The sequence below is a fragment of the Streptomyces sp. NBC_01622 genome (assembly GCF_045209635.1).
In the GTDB taxonomy this organism is placed as follows: Bacteria; Actinomycetota; Actinomycetes; order Streptomycetales; family Streptomycetaceae; genus Streptomyces.
The window spans coordinates 10,453,352-10,471,957 of the sequence record NZ_CP109293.1; the positions used below are offsets into that span (position 1 = coordinate 10,453,352).

The window sequence follows — 18,606 nt, forward strand, 5'->3', positions numbered from 1 at the left end:
CAGGAATCGTGCCTCGTTCTCGTGCCATCAGCTGGCTCATGCGGCCCGGGGCGAGCGGTCTCAGCCGGCTGAGACCTGGGGTTGGTGTGAAGACCGGACAAGGCCTTGGGAAGCCCGTCGGGGGCGCCGTCTCTGAGAAGCGTGGTGGCGGATACGGCTGTCCTGGCACGAGCTGACCCACGGGCGCGCGGAGGGCTGCAGCTGGGTGACCGGCGGGGCGGCCGGGCCGGGTCACCAGAGGCGGGGGGCCGGGCTGCTCGCGCCGGGGACCACCGTGGTTCTGCGACGGCCCCGCGCCTCCCTTCCCACAGGCCAACGGGACGACCGACCGGGCCGGCCTGGCGCACCGCGGGAGGGATGATGGGGATGGAATGACGGAACGTGAGATCAGGAGCTCCTATGGCGAAGCGGGTTCACCGACCGCGTGAGGACGCGGAGTTCAATTTCATCCTCGGGATGAGCGGAGTCCCGGTCCTCGCATACTTCACCGGGACATGGCCCAAGGCGATCGAGCCCTGCCGGGTGATGGACCTCGTCGTGGGTGGCATCGCCGACGCCTACACGGGCCGCCTGACGGCCGTCCGCGCCGACATCACGCGTTGTCCGGCCGCGACCGAGCGATACGGGATCACCGGAGCCCCGTCCTACGTCCTGCTGAAGGAGGGAGAGGCGGTGGCACACGGCACGGGGCCCATGACCACCGCCGAGGTGCGGAAGTTCCTGGACGGCCACCTCTGAGCGGCCGCTGCGGCACGAGGCCGCGACGCCCGTCACGTCTCGTCTGTGGGAGCTGCGCCGCCTGAGACACCTTGGGGGCTGAGACACCCCCACAGGTCACATAACGCAGTCGATCGCGGTCGCGTCCGGCAGTCGCCCGGCTGCGGCCACGATCTCGGGGAAGCCGGTCCCATGTCGGTGCCCCGGCGTGAGCACAGCACCACGGTGCAAGCCTCGACGGACAACGCCCCCTGGCAGTCCGACACTGCCCCATGCGGGCGCCTTGGCCGGGGCAGAGAGGCCGAGCTCGCGATGGACAACAGACAACACAAAGCCCTGTCGACAACGTGGACTCCGCCGCATGATCCAGCGCGAGTGTGCGTTCAGCGCGGCGCGCAGATGTTCGGCGGTGTTCTCCAGCCGGCGCACCGCGGCCAGGACATGCGTGGAATCGGTGTGTTGGCCACCGGGCCGCACCAACAGGCCCGCCTTCCGCAGTCGGCCCAGGTTCAGGTCAAACAGACGCCGTGGCGCCCGGTCGGCCACCAGACGGTGCCGGAACTCGCTCAGCACGGAGTGGTCGAACCCGGGATCGGTTAACTCCAGCAGCCGGAGAAACTTCCAGTCGATGCGCCTGCGCAGGGCAGCGGCCGCCTGGCGGTCCGGCGAGCCCTCCGCGAACTGCAGCATCGACACGATCGCCAACTGATGGGGTGGTCATGTGGGTTGACCACGTGACGGGAACAGATCCACGAGGTCCTTGTCGGTGAAAGTGGCCCGACCGCTTCCCGGATCCGCATGCGCAGACACCCCTTCGGGAACGCCGGCCGGGCAACCTCGGCGGTCTGGGCCGGAGCCTCACCCGGCAGACGTGGCCGCAGCGGCACCTCGATCACCTCACGTTCGCGCCCCCGCGCCGTTCAGGCCATCATCCCGCCGCCGCAAGGGCATTTCGCGACCACGACCGAATTCGCCGACGGTGTCCTCGGCGGGACACCATCGGTCCAACGCAGTTCAACCATGCCTCGATGAGGCACGCATCTGCCAAGAACATGGCGTCTACACTTCCGCGGTCATCGTGCTCGGCGGCCTCCTCCACCGCGTCCTGGTCCACGCAGCCGAAGCCAGGACCGCGATCCGTGCTCCTTCCCAAGCCGCTACGCGCCGTCGTTGGTCAAAGGATCTTGTCCAGCACGCTCACGTCAATGGGTGGATCGACCAGGACGCGAAGAGGGCCTCGAAACCGCTCCGGCCCCACCGAAACGTGGCCCCCGCTAGCTGGCTGGGAAGCGAGCCAAGTGCAGCGCAGGCTTTGACACGGCCGATCTGTGCTGGACGACCGTCAACGCTGTTCTCAACATGCGCGAGTCTGTCGGCGATCAGTTCGACGTACGGGGAACTACTGTCACCCGGCTCTGCAGGTGGGCAAAGAGGTGTATGGCGCCCTGTCTCCGTAGCGGCCTGATGCTGACTTTGGAGGACTCGTACGGCTCTGGCCTGCGGAAACGCCGGGTGGAGCAATGGTTCTGGAACTGGATCGGCCGCACCCAGGAAGAGATCGTGCAGGCGCGTGAGGACTGGATGACGGGGTCGCGATTCGGCGAGGTGAAGGGTTATGACGGCGCGCCGCTGCCGGCTCCCGAGCTGCCTCCGCTGGCGTTGAAGCCTCGGGGGCGGGTGCGCTGACGGGGGGCTACGGCGCGGCGGCCGCCTGCGGGGAGCGGAGTACCAGCAGGGTGATCTCGCTGGGGGCGAAGACGCGGAACGGCGGGCCCCAGAAGCCGGTGCCGCGGCTGGTGTAGAGCAGCGTGCGGGAGCCGTGGCGGCTGAGGCCGGCCAGGGCGGGCTGGTCGAGGCGGACCAGGTGGTGGAAGGGCCAGATCTGGCCGCCGTGGGTGTGGCCGGAGAGCTGGAGGTCGATGCCCGCGGCAGCCGCCCGGTCGACGAACTTGGGCTGGTGCGCCAGGAGCAGGACGGGCAGGTCGGGGTCGGCGCCGTTCAGGGCTCCGGCGAGGTGGGCGCGGTGGCCCGCCAGACCGGAGGACTCGGCGGTGACGTCGTCCACCCCGGCGACCACGAGGGTGTCGCCGCCGCGTTCGAGCAGCAGATGGCGGTTGCGCAGCGGCTCCCAGCCCAGCTCGTCCATCAGGTCGACCCAGCCCTGGGCCTCGCTGTAGTACTCGTGGTTGCCGGTGACGTACACCCGGGCATGGGTGGCCCGCACGGTACCGAGCGGGACAGCCTGGGCGCGGCGGCGTTCGGCGGTGCCGTCCGCGATGTCGCCGGTGTGGCAGACCACGTCGGCTTCCAGAGCGTTCACGGTCTCGCACACCCGCTCCGACCAGCGGGCGCGGTCGAGCGGGCCGTAGTGGGTGTCGGTGATGAGGACGACGCGGGTGCCGTCCAACCCGGCGCCCAACCGGGGGAGTTGTACGTCCAGGCTGCGCACGCGTGGCACGCGGCGGGCTTCGGCGTATCCCCAGGCGAGCAGTACGGCGGTGGTGCCGAGGACGGCCCAGGTGACGACGCGGGCCCGGTCCTGGCTCTCGCCGACGCCTGCCAGGGTCAGGGCGAGCCGCAGCAGGACGCCGAGCAGAACGGACCAGGTGAACAGGACCCAGGTGCTGCCGAGCAGCGTGTCACCGAGGATCGCCATCCGGTCCTGCTGGCGCCGGCCGTGGCCGCGCACCATCGCGAGCGGCATACCGGCGAGGCCGAGGACGAACAAGGTGGTGCCGGCGAACGCGACGGGCAGCGGCCAGTGCTGGCCGGTGTACAGGAGCACCCAGCAGGGCACGGCCCACAGCAGAACCGGGGCGATCAGGGGGAGATAGCGCATCAGGCGGAGCAGTGGGCTCCGCCGTGGAGCCTGCGCCTCGCTGTCGGCGGGGAGAGTGTCGCTGGTGTCGGTCACGCGCCCCACTCTAGGTAGGGCCGCCGCCACCGGACACGCCCAGGGTGATGTCGTCGGCGTAGTAGCCGCCCTGTGCGTACCAGCCGTGGACGTAGACGGTCGCGCTGGTCTGGGACGGGCCCGTGGTGAAGGAGACGGTCAGGGGGCTGTAGCCGGCGGGGGAGGTGGTCCAGGTGGAGGTTCCGCCGTTCACGCCCAGGTAGACGTAGGAGCCGCGGACCCAGCCGCTGAGCGCGTAGGTGGTGTTCGGCCGTACCGCGACGGTCTGGTCGCACTGCGCGGTGTCGCTCGAACTCACCGTTCCCTTAAGGGCTTTGGAGCCCCCGTGGACGGGTGAGGAGACGATCGGGCCCGAGTGGCCGGCGCAGTTCCACGGCGAGATGCTGCCCGACTCGAAGCCGGGATTGGTCAGCACGTCGGGAGTCCCAACTGTGCTGGGGGCGGCCGAGGTTGGGGCGGCGGACGTCGGGGCGGCCGACGCGCTCGGCGAGGGTGCGGGCGGGGTGGTGGCTGCGGTGGGGCCGGGGATCAGGAGGGAGCAGCCGAAGCCGGCGACCGCCGCCGCGGCGACCGCGATCAGTACGGCCGCCCGGCGCTGTCCGGGTCCCAGGCGCGGGCGGACCGCGGGGAGTCGCTCCGTCCTGCGGCCGGGGACGGGCGGGAGTTCCGCTGTCTCGCCGTCGGGCGAGGTCTGCGGGACGGGTGCGGTCTCGGTGGCGTGGCCGCGGTAGTGCTCGTCCTGGCGTATGTCGTCGAGGAGTTGGGCCAGCGCGGCGGTGCTGCGCGGGCGCAGCACGCGAATGGGCTCCAGCGCGGTGCGGTCGTCCGCCGAGTCGGACGCGGGCGGTGTGGGCACGGCGCTCTCCTTACGTCACATCCCGTGGCAGAGACCGGAGTTGTCCCTGCGGATGGATACGCAACGTCCGCAGCGGAGGTTCAGTCGGGGTCCCTCACCGCCGCCGCGCGGGCCGCGCCCACCAGCGCGGCGTCCCCCGCTGGGCCGGCAGGTTTCATCACGCGAGGGCGTCGGACTCCGGGAGGCAGCGGAGCCGCGTCGGCACGCGGGTCGTCCGGTGCCCAGCCCCCGGTCACGAGGCCGGCGGACAGCGCGGGGGCCACGAGGTCCCATGAGCGGGCCATGGAGCCTCCGACGGCCAGGGCGGTCGCGTCGAAGTCCAGCAGGCGCGGGCCCAGCACGGCACCCAGGCCGGTGAAGACGTCGTCCAGCACCCGCCGGGCCCGCTCCTCTCCCGCCCTGGCCCGGTCGGCGATGTCGTGCACATCGGCGGCGGGGTCGCCGTATCGGGCGAGGATCGCCCGGCGGGAGACCGTGTCCTCCAGCGGTCGGCCGTCGATCTCGGTGAGGTCCATCCGCCCCTCGGGCGGTACGCCGGGACCGTCGTCGCAGATGCGGCCGTCGGCGAGAAACGCCGAGCCGACACCGGTGCCGAGCGTGATGCCCACGGCGCGGCGGTGCCCCCGGACGGTACCCGCGGACCACTCGCCGGTCAGGAAGGCGTGGGCGTCGTTGAGGAACACGACGTCGCCGGGGCGCTGCCGCAGCCCGTGCAGGAGCGCTGCCCGGACGTCCGTCCCGTACAGCGCGTCGAACTTGCCCACGCCCTTGAAGAGGGCGACCCCCCTCGCGTAGTCGAACGGCCCGGGCACCGCCACTCCCCACCGCGCACCGGGCGGCGCCGGCAGTCCGTCGGCGCAGCCCCGTACGACGTCGAGGATGTCTTCGGCAGCGCCGTCCGCGTCGAGCGGCTTGCGCGTACGGCTGGTGACTCCTCCGGCGCGCAGGTCGACGAGCGCGGCGGTGACATGGGTGCCGCCGATCTCCAGGACCGGGATCAACGGACCAGCGCCTTCACGACACGCACCGGGCCGGCACCGGCCGCTCGCAGGGTGTAGCGGCCGACCGCGGCCGGCATGGTCAGGGTCTCCGCGTAGGCCAGTTCGTGCCGGTCTCCGGCCGCCGTGCGCACGGTGACGCCCTCCCCTTCCACCACGTTCAGGACGTGGAACCGGCCCTGCGTGTCATCGGCGGTCTCGGCCCCGGCGTCGAGCACGAAGCGCCTGACCTCGTAGAACATCTCGGCCAGTTCGCCGATGACCTCCTCCCGCCAGCCGGTGCCCTCGCGCAGGGTGCGCGGTTGCTGAACCAGGTCGCGGGCGACGGCCTCCCCGCGTCGGCCGGTCTCCAGGTTGGCGAACCCGTGCTCGTACGGCAGCGGGCGCGGGTTGCCGTCGGCGCCGGGCCGCAGCCAGTCGTAGAACCTCAGGCTGTAGAGATACGGCGTGGCGCTGATCTCCAGCACGAGGTTGCCCGCGCCGCTCGCGTGCGGGGTGCCCGCCGGGATCATGAACAACTGGCCCTGCTCGGCGGGGAAGGCCAGGACATGGTCCTCGGGGTCCATGGGGACTCCGTCGGTGACGGCCCGCTCCACCTCCTTGCGGAATCCGTCGACGTCGGCGTCCTGGCGCAGGCCGAGATACACCTTGGTGTCGTCGCTGCCGAGGGTCAGGTAGTACGTCTCGTGCTGGGTGTACGCCCAGCCGAAACGCTCGCGCATGTACGACTCCTTGGGGTGGCAGTGCACGGAGAGGCTGCCGCCGCCGACGGTGTCCAGGTAGTCGAAGCGGATCGGGAAGGACGTGCCGAAGCGGGCGTGCACCTCTGCGCCCAGCACGCTCAACGGTTCCAGCACGCACAGGAGTTGGAACGGCACCTCGGCCTGGGCCTCCGGTCCGGTGCCGATGAGGATGCCGGCCTCGGGCGCGATCAGTTCGTAACCCAGCGCGGTGTTGCGGGAGTCGGGGTTGAAGCCGAGCTCGCGCTGTGCCCAATGGCCGCCCCAGGGCGTGGAGTTGAAGTAAGGGCGGGTGCGGACGGGCCGGCGGGCCAGGGTGGCGCAGGTGGCGCGCAGGCCTGCTCCGGCGATCCACGCCGGGTGGCCGGGGTGCTGCACGTCGAGCCAGGCGTCGAGGCGGCGGGCGAGTGAGTCGCGGTGCCGGTCGAGCATCGGCCAGTCGACGTAGAACAGCCGCCTGAAGTCGGGCTTCTCGTCCGGCAGACCGAGGTTGGCGCCCACCTCACCAGCGCCGACGGCGGCCTCCGCGTAGCGCTTGGGCACATCGGCGTACCAGAGCACGTCGTGCTCCACGAGGGCGGCGCCGGGCCCGTAGACGAGGAGCAGTCCCTCCGCCGGCGGTGCGGATACCGGGAGGGTCTCGAAGAGGTCGCCGAGGGGGTTGTCGGCGAGCCTGCGGAAGTAGGGGTCGTCGGCGTCCGCCGGTCGCTCGGTACGGCTTCTGACGAGCGCCGGCCCTGCGTAGTGGCTCCGGATGTCGAGCAGGGCGACGGGGGTGCCGCGCTCGGTCAGCTCGTGTGCGAGGCGATCGGCGAGGAGGGACCAGTCGACGGACGGTGGCCCCTCGACGGCCACCACCGCACGGCCGTAAGGGAGTTGGGAGGCCACTGCCAGCCAACCCGTGTGGAGGGCGGCCTGCGGGGCGGGGGCGTAGCGCGGATCGAGCCGGTACACGCGGTCTCCTTTCGCGGCCGGGGCGCCGCTCATTCCTTGCTCGATCCGGCGAGCATCCCGGACACCAGCGTGCGCTGCGAGAAGACGAAGAGCACCAGCACGGGCAGGATGGCGATGATGATGGCCAGGGCGAGTTCGGGGATGGTGATGTCCAGTCCGGCGCCGGCGACGGGGTTGAACGACGGTGTGGAGGTGAGCAGTTGGTTCAGGCCCACCTGGACGGGGAACTGCTCGCTGTTCGGCAGCACGAGATACGGCAGGAAGAAGTTGTTCCAGTTGCCCACGAAGCTGAAGAACGCCACCAGTCCGACCACCGGCTTGGCGAGCGGGAGCGCGATGCGGGAGAAGAGCTGCCACTCCGTGCAGCCGTCGATCCGCGCGGCGGACAGCAGGTCCCTGGGGAGGCTGCTCCCGAAGTAGATGTAGACCAGATACACGCCGAACGGATAGAAGGAGAAGGGGAGGATCAACGACCAGACGGTGCCGATGAGATGGAAGCGGTTGAGCTCCAGGAAGATCGGCAGCACCAGGGTGGCCTGCGGCATGATCATGGTGACCAGGGTGATCACGAGGAGCGTCCTGCGTCCCCGGAACTTCGTCAGCGCCAGCGCGTAGCCGGCCGGAACACTCACCGCCAGCGTCAGGACCAGTGAACCGCCCGAGTAGATGGCCGAGTTGAGCAGCCACCTCGACATCGCGCCGTCCTGGAAGGCGAACAAGTGCCGCCAGGCCGTGCCGATTTGATGGAACGAACCGAAGGAGAGCGGGTTGTCCCGCACCACTTCGCCTGCGGTCTTCGACGGGGCCAGCAGCAGCCAGATCACCGGCAGCACGAAGAACACCAGGAGAAAGGCCAGGAGGAGGCCGACTACCAGGAAGGGAAGGCTCCTTGACGGGCGGACGCGTCGCCTCACGGCCGTCAGGGAGAGAGTCGTCTGTGTCATTTCTCGTCCAACTTGAACAGGTTCGAGCGGGCGACCAGGAGCCCGGCGGCGAGGAGACCCACGGCCAGGAGGACCACGGAGATGGCGGCGGCGCCGTTGAAGTCGCCCTGCTGGAAGGCGTAGACGTAGGCGAGTTGGTTCGGCGACCAGGTGGGACTCACCCTGCCGAGGCTGGCGGTCTGGAGGAGCTGGGGCTCGACGAACAGCTGGGTGCCCGTCGCGAAGGCCATGATCGTCATATAGACGATCCACTGCCGGATCATCGGGATCTGGATGTGCCAGGCGGTGCGCCACGGTCCCGCGCCGTCCATGCGGGCCGCTTCCAGCACCTCGTCGGGGATGTTGTTCAGTGCCCCGTACATCACGACCATCCAGCCGCCGGCGCCGGTCCAGAAGGCGATCAGCATGAGGATCAGCGGCAGGTTGCCTGGTGCCAGGACGGCGGCGAACGTCTTGAACCCCATGGCGGTCAGCAGCTTCGACACCGGGCTGACGTCGGGATCCAGCATGAACAGCCAGACCAGCACGCTCGCCACTCCGGCGAGGGCGCCGGGGATGTAGTAGAGGAAGCGGAAGAGCGCCGAGGTGCCCGGACGCACACGGCTGCGCAGGACCACGGCGGTCAGCACGACCAGGACGACGAGCGTCACCAGCCACATGACGAGATAGATCAGCATGTGGGTGAAGGCCGGGGCGAAGCGGTAGTCCTGGACGACCTTCACGAACTGGTTGAGCCCGGTGAACTGGCCCCGGTCGTTGGTGAGCGACAGATAGAACGCGTACCCGGTGGGGAAGACGCCGAACGCGAGCAGCAGCAGCGCGTACCCGGCGACGAAGAGATAGCCCGCGCGACCGCGGCCCGTGCGCCGCGGCGTGGTGCCGCGGCGCACGGGGGAGACGGCGACGCGCTCGGTCTCCAGCAAGGTCACTGATCGACCACCTTGTAGCCCTGGGTCTTGGCCTCGCCGGCGATCTCCTGCTGCCAGGCCGGCAGCGTCCCGGTCAGGCTCTTTCCGGCGGTCAGCGCCGGCAGGACGACGCTGGACCAGGCGGTGGAGTCCGAGAACCTGGTGTTCGACCAGCCGGTCCACACCTCGTTCGCGGCCTGCTCGAACGGCCCGCTCACATCATTGGCGAAGTAGTCCTTGTTGGCCGGGTTCGCCAGCCACGCCTTCGCGGCCTGGGTGTAGGCCGGGTAGGTGGGCGCGGTCGCCTGGTTCGCGTCGGAGGTGGTCAGCCAGGTGACCAGATCCGAGGACGCCTTGAGGTTGGCGCTGTGCGAGGACACCATCCACACGCCGCCGCCTACGTTGCCCGTGGCGGTCGTGCTCTCTCCCTCCCAGGCGAGCGGGGGTGCCGCGGCGATCTGCTTGGCCGGGGTCTTGAAGCCGGCCTTGAACAGGTACTGGCCGTACCACGAAGGGCCGTACGCCATCAGGACCTTGCCGCCGCTGTTCTTGGCGAAGCCCTGGCTGAAGAAGCCCTGGGTGGCGACGGCCTTGGCGCTGATCAGGTTGTCCAGCAGTGTTGCCATCCGGGTGCACTTCGGGTCCTGGAGGTCCGTGCGCAGGGTGTCCGGCTTCACCAGGTCGAACGCGGGGCACTGGCCCGACCAGAAGTACGACTCGTGGGAGTTGGTGTCGCCGACCGAGCCGACCAGATAGCCCGGGTGCTCCTTGGCGACCTTCTTGCCGAGGGCCTCGTACTCCTGCCATGTCGTGGGGACCTGGTAACCCCACTTGTCCATAAGGGACTTGTTGTACCAGAGGAGGACCTGCGCGATGTCATTGCGCATGCAGTAGGTGTGGCCGCCGAACTGACAGGGCGTCAGGGATCCCTTGGCGAACCCGTCCAGAGTGCTCTGCGGTACGAGCTTCTCGTCCAGGGGCGCGGCGAAGGGCCGTGCGCCGGGCTTGGTGGCCTCCGACGCCCAGGTCACGTCGGTCGGATTGCCGAACACCACGTCCGGCCAGCCGCTGCCGGTCCGGTCGAACAACTGCACCTTCGACTGCAGATACGTCGATCCGTCGGCGCCGCCGTCGTACGTGACGATCTTCATCTTCACGTCGGGGTGCGACTTCTGGTACGCCTGCACCGACGGCAGCCTGGTCGAGTCGGCCCACACCGTTATCTGCGAACCCGCCTTCTGTGCGACCGGCTTGAACGCCGACGTGCCGGAGGCGGAAGGGGTGGTGGTGTCGGCGCCGGCGCAACCGGTCAGGGCGGCCGCGGTGGCCAGGGACAGCGTGATGGCCGCCGCGCGGAGCAGCGAGTGCCGCCGGCCGGTTCTCGGAGATCGGGAAGACTCCATCGTCTTGCCTTGCCTTTCTGTTCTTGCGCCGCTCAGCGCCGTTGCTCGACGAACGGCAGGAGTTGGCCGCCGTAGCCGAAATCGAGGGGGAGGGCGATGCCGGGCCCCGTGGGGGCGTGCACCAGGCCCTGGTCGTCCACATGGCGTTCTCGGACGACGTTCACCGAGGTCACCAGGGACTCGTAGTAGGTGGTGTTGGAGATGGCCATGCACAGGTGGTGGTTGGGAATGTCCGAACCGTGCACCTCCGCCCGCAGCCGATAGGCGTCGGCGAGATGCGCGGTGCGCATGGCGCCGGTGATGCCGCCCCGGAGGGTGGTACCGGCCCGGACACCGAAGGTGGCGGCACCGGCCCGGATGAAGTCCGCCGCGTTCATGTGCGCGCCGTCGGAGGTCTCCGCCACCAGCAGCGGTACGTCGACGGTCTCGGCGAGCCGCTGGTAGGCCGAGATGCTGAACTCGCGGATCGGCTCCTCGTACCAGAGATAGTCGGCCTCGGAGAGCGCCCGCCCCAGCCGGATCGCGTCGGGCAGGTCGAAGCCCGCCGAACCGTCGTACATCAGAGGGACGTCGGGACCGACGTGCTCGCGCAGGGCCAGGCACAGTTCCGCGTCACGGCGGGCGTCGCCCCAGGCGTGCAGTTTGATACCGCGATATCCGAGGGCCAGACACTGGTCCGCCACGTCGAGGAACTCCGCGACGCCGGCGAACGTCGAGGTGGAGGCGTAGGCGGGGATGGCGTCCCGGAAACCGCCGAGCAGACGCCAGACCGGTTCGCCGTGGTAGCGGCCGGCCAGGTCCCACAGGGCGATGTCGATCAACCCCAGGGTGGGGAGCGGGAGTTCGTGGATACGGTCCAGCTCCCACACCCGGTGCCACAGCCATTCGCGTTGGAACGGATCGGCTCCGACCAGTTCCGCGCGGAAGACCCGGTCCACCAGGTCCCGCAGGACGAGGTGGGCGCCGGGGCGGGCGAACAACGCGACGCCCTCGGCCCCCTCGTCCGTCCCGATGTGCAGGACCGCGCCGTCGCCCACCGGAGCGCTGCCGCTCAGCCCGTCGCGCCAGCGGAAGGGCGGACTGGCTGCCGGAACATCGATCCGGTGTACTTCGACATGGGTGATCTTCATCCTGGCTTTCGTCTTCTGTAGGGAGATCTGTACGGAGAAAGGTTTCGGCTCGGAAGCGGAGTACTCGGCAGCGGGATGCTCAGAAGCCGCCGTACGCCTGGAGCGCGTAGATGCTGCCGCCGTTGCCGCTGGAGCCGGTGACGGTCAGGCGCAGGTAGCGCGCGGTGACAGGGGTGTCGGCGAAGGCATAGTTGGTCCGCGCGGTGGTGTTCGCGGCGGTGTGGTCCTCGAACGTCGACCAGTTCTGGCCGTCGGTGGAGTACTCCAGGCGGTACCTGTAGCCGCTCGTCAACTCGAAGGTGGTGACCACGGCGGAGACGGCGGTGTCCTTGCCGAGGTCGACCTGGAGCCAGGACGGGTCGGGCAGTCCCAAGCCCTGCGCCCAGCGGGTCGACAGATCGCCGTCGACCGCCTTCGCCGGGGCGTAGCCGTCCGACTCGGAGGACGCGGTCGCCGTCCTGTCCAGGGCCAGGTCGTTGTCCGCCGGGGTGGTCACCTCCTCCGCCGCGCTGGACGCGGAGGCGTTGAGCGCCTCGTCGCGCGCTACGACGGTGAACGAGTACTGCGTGTCGGCGGTCAGGCCGGAGACCCGCAGGGTCGTGGCGTCGGTGACACCGATCCGCTTGCCGTCCTGGTAGACGACGTAACTGGTCACGCCGGTGTCATCGGTGGCCGCGGGCCAGCTGACGTCCACCAGGCTGGGCAGCAGCGGCTTGACCGTGGGCCGGCCGGGGGCGGTCGGGGCTGTGTGGTCCGTGACGGTCCTGGGGGTGCCGTAGACCTGGAAGTCGTAGCTGCTGCCGCCGTTCCAGTTGGAGCCGGTGACGGTCAGCCGTACGAAGCGGCCCGCGACCGGGGTGTCCGTGTGGACGTAGTCGGTCGCCGCCGTGGTGTTCGCGGCGGTGCGGTCCGCGAGGGTCTTCCAGTGGACCTCGTCGGGGGAGACCTCGATGCGGTACTTGTAGCCGCTGGCCTTCTCGAAGGTCGTGATTGCGCCGTTCACGTCGTACGACGCCCCGAGGTCGACCTGGATCCAGGACGGGTCGGGCAGGCCCAGGCCCTGCGCCCAGCGGGTGGAGAGGTCTCCGTCCACCGCCTTGGCCGGGGTGTTGTCCTCCGAGTACGACGAGGCGGTGACCGGCTTCTTCAGCGCGAGGTCGGAGCCGGACGGCATGGTGACCTTGAGCGCCTGGCTGGGCTGGGACTCGTTGCCGGCGGCGTCGCGGGCGGTGATCTTGAAGGTGTACGTCTTTCCGGCGGTCAGGCCCGGAAGGCGCACCGAGGTGCTGCCCGTGGCGCTGATCAGCTTGTCGTCGCCGTAGACGGAGTAGCCGGTGACGGCGGTGTCGTCGGTGGACGCGGCCCAGGTGAGGTCCGCGATCGTCGGGAAGTCGGTGACCGCGCTCGGCGTGCCGGGCCTGCTGGGCGCCTGGTGGTCGGTGACGGCGGGGCCCGGGTCGAGGTGGCGGTAACTCGCTTGCAGGCCCGCGTTGTTGACGATGGAGGCCGGCAACTGGGCGCAGGAACCCACGGTGGTGTTGCCGCTGATGGTGCTGCCCGTGCTGTTGGCCTGGGTGGAGAAGGCGGGCTGGGTGGTGAAATTGCCGGTGGCGTCGATGTCCATGCCGTGGTTGAGGAACAGCCACTGGTAGGCGACGTCGCACAGGGCGTTGCCGGTGTTCGTCCAGTACCTGCTGCCCTCGTCGTGGTAGATCGCGCCGTAGGCGGGCGGTGGCGTGCCGTGGATGTAGTTGCCGGACACCACACCGCCGGGGTCGGAGCTCAGCGTGTAGATGGCGCCGCCGTCGGCCTGCGACTTCATGATGTCGTAGATCTCGTTGTCCGTGACCTTGGTGTCGCGGCTGGTCGTGGGGGTGTCCCAGACCGGAACGCCCAGATTTCCCGGGTAGTTGGTGTCGCCGCCCTGGTCGGTGAGGCCCCAGCCCCAGCCGACGGAGATGCCGGTGTAGGGCAGGTCGTAGACCTTGTTGTGGGTGATGGTGGTGTGGTCGGTGTAGCCGGCCAGGATGCCGATGGAGCCGTTGTACTGGTCGGCGACCTTGGTGACCACGTTGTTGGCGACCTGGGTGTCCTTGGTGATGTCCCGGGGGTCGTCGGGGTGGGCGTCGATCACGTCGACCCCGCCGATCTGGATGCCGGTGGCGGCGATCTGACGGAAGACGTTGCCCGTGATGTCGGTGCCCTGCGTACCGGTGTTCAAGTTCAGCCCGACCGCGCCGAGATGGGTGAAGGTGTTGCCCTCGAAGCCGATGCCGTGGCCGTAGTTGACGTTGACGGCACCCGGCGTTTTCTGCCACTTCAGGCGGGTCGCGTCGAAGTCCGGGTCGTTGCCGACCATCCGGAAACCGGCCTGGCCCTCGATGAGACCCTCGGACGAACTGGGCGCGAGCCAGGTGGAGTAGGAGAAGACGATGCCCTGGAAGGACACGTTGCTGACCGGAGCGGTCCTGGTGCCGTTGAGGTCCACCAGGTCCTGCACGAGCGGCACGGTGACGTTCGCGGTGGACAGGTCCTGGCCGGCCCTGGGCATGTAGTAGATCTCGCCCGCGCCCTTGTCCAGGTACCACTCACCGGGTGTGTCCAGCAGCTCGCGGGCGTTCTCCAGCCAGGTCGGGTTCTGGATCTCCTGGCCCTGCTGGAGATGCGCGTTGTGCCAACAGGGCTGCTGCATGGTCATCTTGAAGTCGGAGATCGACTGCACGGGGCAGCGCATCAGCTTCCAGCCCCAGGAGCTGACGACCTCCAGGTCCGAGGGACGCTTGTAGGCGTTGAGACTGGAGTCCGTGAAGGCATAGCCGGTGGACGTCTGGCTGAAGCCGGCGGGGTTCTTGCCGCTGCGCGCCCGGGTCTCCAACTCGCCGTCCACATACAGCTGTCGGGTGTCGAAGTCGCCGACCTTGGCCTTGTAGACCTGTCCCGCGCTGTCGGCCGGAACCCAGCCGGATATGCGTTGGCCTCCGCTGACCACGGGATGCGCGCCGGGGGCGGCCTCGTAGAAGATCCTGTGCCCGTTGGTGCCGGAGTCCCGGGCGGTCAGGGCGAACGTACGGCTGAGTTGGTAGGTGCCGGACAGGAGCCGGACGTGGATGTCGCCCTTGGCCTTCTGCTTGACGCCGCGTACGTAGTCCCGCGCGTGGTCGAGGGTCTTGAAGGGGTGTGCGGCGCTGCCCGAGCCTGTGTCCCGGCCGGTCGGGGAGACATAGACATTCAGGTCCGGCGGCGGGGGAGCCGCGTGGGCCGGCCCGGCGTTCAGCAGGGCCGCGGCCACCGCGGCCACCGAGAAGGCGGCCGTGAAACTTCTTCGCAGCGGCGTGAAGGCGCCCCTGCGCGCAGACGGATGAGACACACGTATCCAATCGCCTGAGGGAGGTTGATACCTGCAAGTCCCGGTCGTCCACCGGGACTTGAGGGCGTCGGGCGGCCCGATCACTGTGCCGCGGCACACGCGGGGTCGGCCGGTTCTACGAGGCCGGTGCCTCCGGGGCGCCGGGCGGTTGAGCCCCGGGACTGAACAGCCGGTCGCGAATCTTGTTCTCGAACTGGCTCTGGGTGGTGCCGATGTGCTCCACCATCAGCCGCTCGGCGAGATCGGCCGCCCCCGCGGCGACCGCCTCCGCTATGGCCACATGCTGATGCGCGGCGACTTCCAGCGATCCGGGCACGTCACCGTGGAAGAGCAGTACGTCGGACTGGGACGCCAGGCGCCGTACGCCGGCGACGCTCGCCCTCAGGAACACGTTGTGCGAGGCGGCGCCGACCGCGTCGTGGAACGCCGCGTCCGCCTTGGCGAAGGTGTCCACGTCGTTCATCGTGGCCGCCGTCAGGGAGCTCTCCGCGCTCTCCCGTATGGCCCGGACCTCGATCGGGGTGGCGTGGGAGGCGGCACGGCGCGCCGTCTCCGACTCGATCACCTTGCGGTAGTCCAGGAGCATGCGGACGTCTTCCATGCCGGTCGGCCGGAAGTGCGAGAGCTCGTCGTCCAGCAGCCCGCCGACCGAGGCGGCGACGAAGATGCCCGCACCGCGCCGCACTTGGAGCCGGCCGATCGCGGCCAGGACCTTCACGGCCTCCCGGGTGACATTGCGGGATGCTCCCAGGATCTGGGCCAGGCCCTGTTCGGTGGGGAGGCGGTCGCCGGGCCGCAGGTTCTGCTGGGCGATGTACTCCAGCAGTTGCTCCGCGACCAGTTCATATCCCGGACGGTAGGCCGGTGTTGAGTCGCCCAAGGCAGGTCCCCTCTTGCGCCACGAATGAATCAGGTTCATTTTCCGTGGCCAATATCGCACTGCCGTTGTGAGTTGGGAAGAGATCGGACAGATCTCGATCCGAAGCCCCGTAGAGACCATGATGAAACACCACGAACCACGCATATCCATCAGTGTGTTGCGTGAAATGGATCCCATCCTTAAGGTCCTGCCTGCCAGATGAAGCAGATCCTTCTCTATGCGGCGAGGGCCGTGGAAGCGGGAACCTCGTGAGGGCACGCCCACTCGGCCGTACGCGCGCCCGGGTCAGCACGCTGGGATTCGGTGCCGCCCCCCTCGGCAACCTCCACAGTCCGGTCGACGACGGCCAGGCACGGGCCACCCTTGAGGCAGCCTGGGAAGTCGGGGTGCGCTACTACGACACCGCCCCGCACTACGGCCTCGGACTGTCCGAACGGCGGCTCGGCGACGCCCTCGCCCACCGTCCACGCACGGAGTTCATCGTCTCCACCAAGGTCGGCCGACTGCTGGAACCCCACCCGGCACCCACCGGATCCGACCTGACGGCAGGAGGCTTCGCCGTACCCGACACGCTGCTCCGCCGCCCCGACTACTCACGGGACGGCGTACTGCGAAGCCTGGAAAGCAGCCTGGACCGCCTGCGCCTGGACCATGTGGACATCGTCTACGTCCATGATCCCGACGATCACCTGGACGTCGCCCTCGACCATGCCCTGCCCGCGTTGGCGGCCCTGCGCGACCAAGGAGTCATCGGTGCCGTCGGCGTCGGCATGAACACGGTCGCCCCGCTGCTGCGCGTCGTCGAGGAGGCGGAGATCGACGCCGTGATGGTCGCCGGGCGGTGGACCCTGCTCGACCGCACCGCCCGCCCCTTGCTGGACGCGTGCGCCGGACGCGGGGTCGCGGTGGTCGCCGCCGCACCGTTCAACTCCGGTCTGCTCAGCCGCACTTACCCCGCGGGCGACGCCACCTTCGACTACGGTCCCGCCCCGGAATCGGCGCTGCGCCGCGCCCGGCTCCTCGCCGAGGTGTCCGCGCGACACGGCACCGCACTCCCGCACGCCGCCCTGCGCTTTCCGCTGCGCGACCCCGGTGTGGCCTGCGTGGTCGCGGGCTTCCGTACCCCGGAGGAGGTCGTGTCCGCTGCCCGCTGGACCGCCGCCGATCTGACCGCGGAGGCATGGCGGGACCTCGACACGGCAGCGGAGAGCGGAGCGGCGGAGTGGGCTTGAACAGTCGTTTGTTTCGCCGCAGTTGATGTATGAGTACGCTCGCGGCACCCACGGTGTTCGTGTGAAGGGGGCTGCGATGGACGACGAGGAAACAGCCGTACCCGCTCACGGAACCGTCGTGCTGTCACGGGTGCGGGGCGGCTATCGCGACATGCTCCGCGGCTACGACGTTCTCATCGACGACACCCGAGTGGGCAGCATCCAGCGAGGTAAGACGGTCCGCTTCCAAGTGCCACCGGGAGAACACCGACTTCAGCTGAAGATCGCCTGGTGCAGCAGCCGGCCCCGCACTGTCCTGGTCGAAGAGGGCGGGACGGTTGGCTTCATGTGCGCTCCGGGCGGCGACGCGTCCGACGCGCTCGCTGCCGTCAGCGTCGACAAGGATGACTACATCAGCCTGCGACAGACGTCGTGGCCGGCAGTCCCCTGAGGTCCTTGCGGAGGATCTTCCCCGACGCCGACTTCGGGATGGCGTCGACGAACTCGACGAGCCGGACCTTCTTGTGCGGGGCGACGCGTTCGGCGACGTACGACATGATCTCGTTCGCGGTCGGGGCGGTGCCGTCCTGGAGGACGACGAACGCGCGGGGGATTTCGCCGCCCTCCTCGTCGGGATGGGCGACGACCGCCGCGTCCGCGATCGAGGGATGGGTCAGCAGCACGGCTTCGAGTTCGGCCGGCGGGACCTGGTAACCCTTGTACTTGATGAGTTCCTTGAGCCGGTCGACCACGTAGACCTCGCCCTTGGCACCGATCTCGATGATGTCCCCGGTGTGCAGGAACCCGTCCGGATCGATGGTGGCCGCGGTCGCCGCGGGGTTGCCGAGGTAGCCCCGCATGACGTTCGGGCCGCGCACGAGCATCTCGCCGGCGGAGCTGCGCCGGCCCGGTGTCCAGGGGATGTCCTGGCCGGTCGCCGGGTCGACTGCCCTGAATTCCAGGTTCGGCACAGCCACACCGATCGAGCCGACGGACATGTCCGGGTCGTCGAGCGGGGTGAGATGCGAGACGGGGCTGAGCTCGGTCATGCCGAAGCCCTGCATCAGCCGGACGCCCAGTCGTGCCACGAGGCGGTTGCCGAGCGCCTCGTCCAGCGATGCCGCGCCGCTGACCACCATCCGGAGGCTCGACAGGTCGTACTGCTCGACCACCGGGTGCTTGGCCAGGGCGACCGCCACCGGCGGGGCGATGTAGAGGAAGGTGCAGCGGTGCTCCTGGACCCTGGTCAGGAATTCCGTCAGGTCGAAGCGGGGCATCGTGACCAGCGTGCCGCGTGCTCTGAGGGTCAGGTTCAGCAGGACGTTCATGCCGTAGATGTGGAAGAACGGCAGCACCGCGAGCACCGTGTCGCGCTCGGTCACCCGCAACATCGGTTCGCACTGGGCGATGTTGGCGACAAGGTTGGTGTGGGTGAGCATGACGCCTTTGGCGAGGCCGGTCGTGCCCGAGGAGTACGGCAGCACCGCGAGGTGGGTGGCCGGGTCGACGGCGATGTCCGGTGCGGGCGCGTCCTGGCCGAGCAGGTCGGGCAACGACGGGTAGCCCTCGGTCGGGTCCAGCACG

At 69.4% G+C, this 18,606-nt stretch carries 14 protein-coding genes and 2 pseudogenes; 4 read left to right on the forward strand and 12 right to left on the reverse strand.

Annotated features, from left to right (window positions below; genetic code table 11):
• The first annotated feature begins 399 nt into the window (after positions 1-399).
• Positions 400-738, forward strand: coding sequence for a thioredoxin family protein (locus tag OH768_RS48295; RefSeq protein ID WP_406463450.1), 339 nt, complete (start codon positions 400-402; stop codon positions 736-738).
• 96 nt (positions 739-834) lie between these two features.
• Here OH768_RS48295 and OH768_RS48300 read toward each other — a convergent pair whose 3' ends face one another.
• Positions 835-1,422 carry a transposase gene (locus OH768_RS48300; RefSeq protein WP_406463452.1) on the reverse strand — a complete coding sequence of 196 codons (588 nt, stop codon included), beginning with the start codon at positions 1,420-1,422 and terminating at the stop codon, positions 835-837.
• 819 nt (positions 1,423-2,241) lie between these two features.
• On the opposite strand from OH768_RS48300, the pseudogene OH768_RS48305 reads away from it, so the two are divergent.
• Positions 2,242-2,403 (forward strand): annotated as a pseudogene (locus OH768_RS48305) (pirin family protein); the annotation flags it as partial.
• A gap of 7 nt (positions 2,404-2,410) precedes the next feature.
• Here OH768_RS48305 and OH768_RS48310 read toward each other — a convergent pair.
• The 10 genes and pseudogenes from OH768_RS48310 to OH768_RS48355 all read right to left on the reverse strand — a co-directional run bounded on the left by OH768_RS48310 (position 2,411) and on the right by OH768_RS48355 (position 15,850).
• Complete coding sequence (locus OH768_RS48310; protein ID WP_406463454.1) at positions 2,411-3,631, reverse strand: metallophosphoesterase; 1,221 nt, start codon at positions 3,629-3,631, stop codon at positions 2,411-2,413.
• Positions 3,632-3,650: 19 nt separating this feature from the next.
• Positions 3,651-4,163 (reverse strand): annotated as a pseudogene (locus tag OH768_RS48315) (carbohydrate binding domain-containing protein); the annotation flags it as partial.
• Positions 4,164-4,567: 404 nt separating this feature from the next.
• Entirely contained in the window at positions 4,568-5,488 is a 921-nt protein-coding gene (locus OH768_RS48320) for an ROK family protein (protein WP_406463456.1), read from the reverse strand.
• Positions 5,485-7,179 carry a class I mannose-6-phosphate isomerase gene (locus OH768_RS48325; protein ID WP_406463458.1) on the reverse strand — a complete coding sequence of 565 codons (1,695 nt, stop codon included), beginning with the start codon at positions 7,177-7,179 and terminating at the stop codon, positions 5,485-5,487. Before OH768_RS48325 ends, OH768_RS48320 begins: the two co-directional genes overlap by 4 nt.
• 29 nt (positions 7,180-7,208) lie before the next feature.
• Positions 7,209-8,123, reverse strand: coding sequence for a carbohydrate ABC transporter permease (locus OH768_RS48330; RefSeq protein ID WP_406463459.1), 915 nt, complete (start codon positions 8,121-8,123; stop codon positions 7,209-7,211).
• Positions 8,120-9,052, reverse strand: coding sequence for a carbohydrate ABC transporter permease (locus OH768_RS48335; protein ID WP_406463460.1), 933 nt, complete (start codon positions 9,050-9,052; stop codon positions 8,120-8,122). The genes OH768_RS48330 and OH768_RS48335 overlap by 4 nt, the downstream gene beginning before the upstream one ends.
• Positions 9,049-10,434 carry an ABC transporter substrate-binding protein gene (locus tag OH768_RS48340; RefSeq protein ID WP_406463461.1) on the reverse strand — a complete coding sequence of 462 codons (1,386 nt, stop codon included), beginning with the start codon at positions 10,432-10,434 and terminating at the stop codon, positions 9,049-9,051. Before OH768_RS48340 ends, OH768_RS48335 begins: the two co-directional genes overlap by 4 nt.
• 32 nt (positions 10,435-10,466) lie before the next feature.
• Complete coding sequence (locus OH768_RS48345) at positions 10,467-11,564, reverse strand: enolase C-terminal domain-like protein (protein ID WP_406463463.1); 1,098 nt, start codon at positions 11,562-11,564, stop codon at positions 10,467-10,469.
• A 79-nt stretch (positions 11,565-11,643) separates the two neighbouring features.
• Positions 11,644-14,853, reverse strand: coding sequence for a discoidin domain-containing protein (locus tag OH768_RS48350; protein ID WP_406465738.1), 3,210 nt, complete (start codon positions 14,851-14,853; stop codon positions 11,644-11,646).
• Between the two features lie 193 nt (positions 14,854-15,046).
• Positions 15,047-15,850, reverse strand: coding sequence for a FadR/GntR family transcriptional regulator (locus tag OH768_RS48355; protein ID WP_406463464.1), 804 nt, complete (start codon positions 15,848-15,850; stop codon positions 15,047-15,049).
• 209 nt (positions 15,851-16,059) lie between these two features.
• Here OH768_RS48355 and OH768_RS48360 point away from each other — a divergent pair, with 209 nt between their 5' ends.
• Positions 16,060-17,043, forward strand: coding sequence for an aldo/keto reductase (locus tag OH768_RS48360; RefSeq protein ID WP_406463466.1), 984 nt, complete (start codon positions 16,060-16,062; stop codon positions 17,041-17,043).
• Positions 17,044-17,119: 76 nt separating this feature from the next.
• Positions 17,120-17,473, forward strand: coding sequence for a hypothetical protein (locus OH768_RS48365; protein WP_406463468.1), 354 nt, complete (start codon positions 17,120-17,122; stop codon positions 17,471-17,473).
• Here OH768_RS48365 and OH768_RS48370 read toward each other — a convergent pair.
• The gene (locus OH768_RS48370; protein ID WP_406463470.1) at positions 17,436-18,605 is read right to left on the reverse strand and encodes an AMP-binding protein; all 1,170 of its coding nucleotides are present in this window, start codon (positions 18,603-18,605) and stop codon (positions 17,436-17,438) included. The two genes, OH768_RS48365 and OH768_RS48370, sit on opposite strands and share 38 nt — an antisense overlap.
• Between the last annotated feature and the right edge of the window lies 1 nt (position 18,606).

What these genes read in the sequence shown, in the direction of transcription:
- OH768_RS48295 (WP_406463450.1), top strand. Translation starts at nt 400, where the DNA reads ATGGCGAAGCGGGTTCACCGACCGCGTGAGGACGCGGAGTTCAATTTC.
- OH768_RS48355 (WP_406463464.1), bottom strand. Translation starts at nt 15,850, where the DNA reads ATGAACCTGATTCATTCGTGGCGCAAGAGGGGACCTGCCTTGGGCGAC.
- OH768_RS48340 (WP_406463461.1), bottom strand. Translation starts at nt 10,434, where the DNA reads ATGGAGTCTTCCCGATCTCCGAGAACCGGCCGGCGGCACTCGCTGCTC.
- OH768_RS48330 (WP_406463459.1), bottom strand. Translation starts at nt 8,123, where the DNA reads ATGACACAGACGACTCTCTCCCTGACGGCCGTGAGGCGACGCGTCCGC.
- OH768_RS48365 (WP_406463468.1), top strand. Translation starts at nt 17,120, where the DNA reads ATGGACGACGAGGAAACAGCCGTACCCGCTCACGGAACCGTCGTGCTG.
- OH768_RS48345 (WP_406463463.1), bottom strand. Translation starts at nt 11,564, where the DNA reads ATGAAGATCACCCATGTCGAAGTACACCGGATCGATGTTCCGGCAGCC.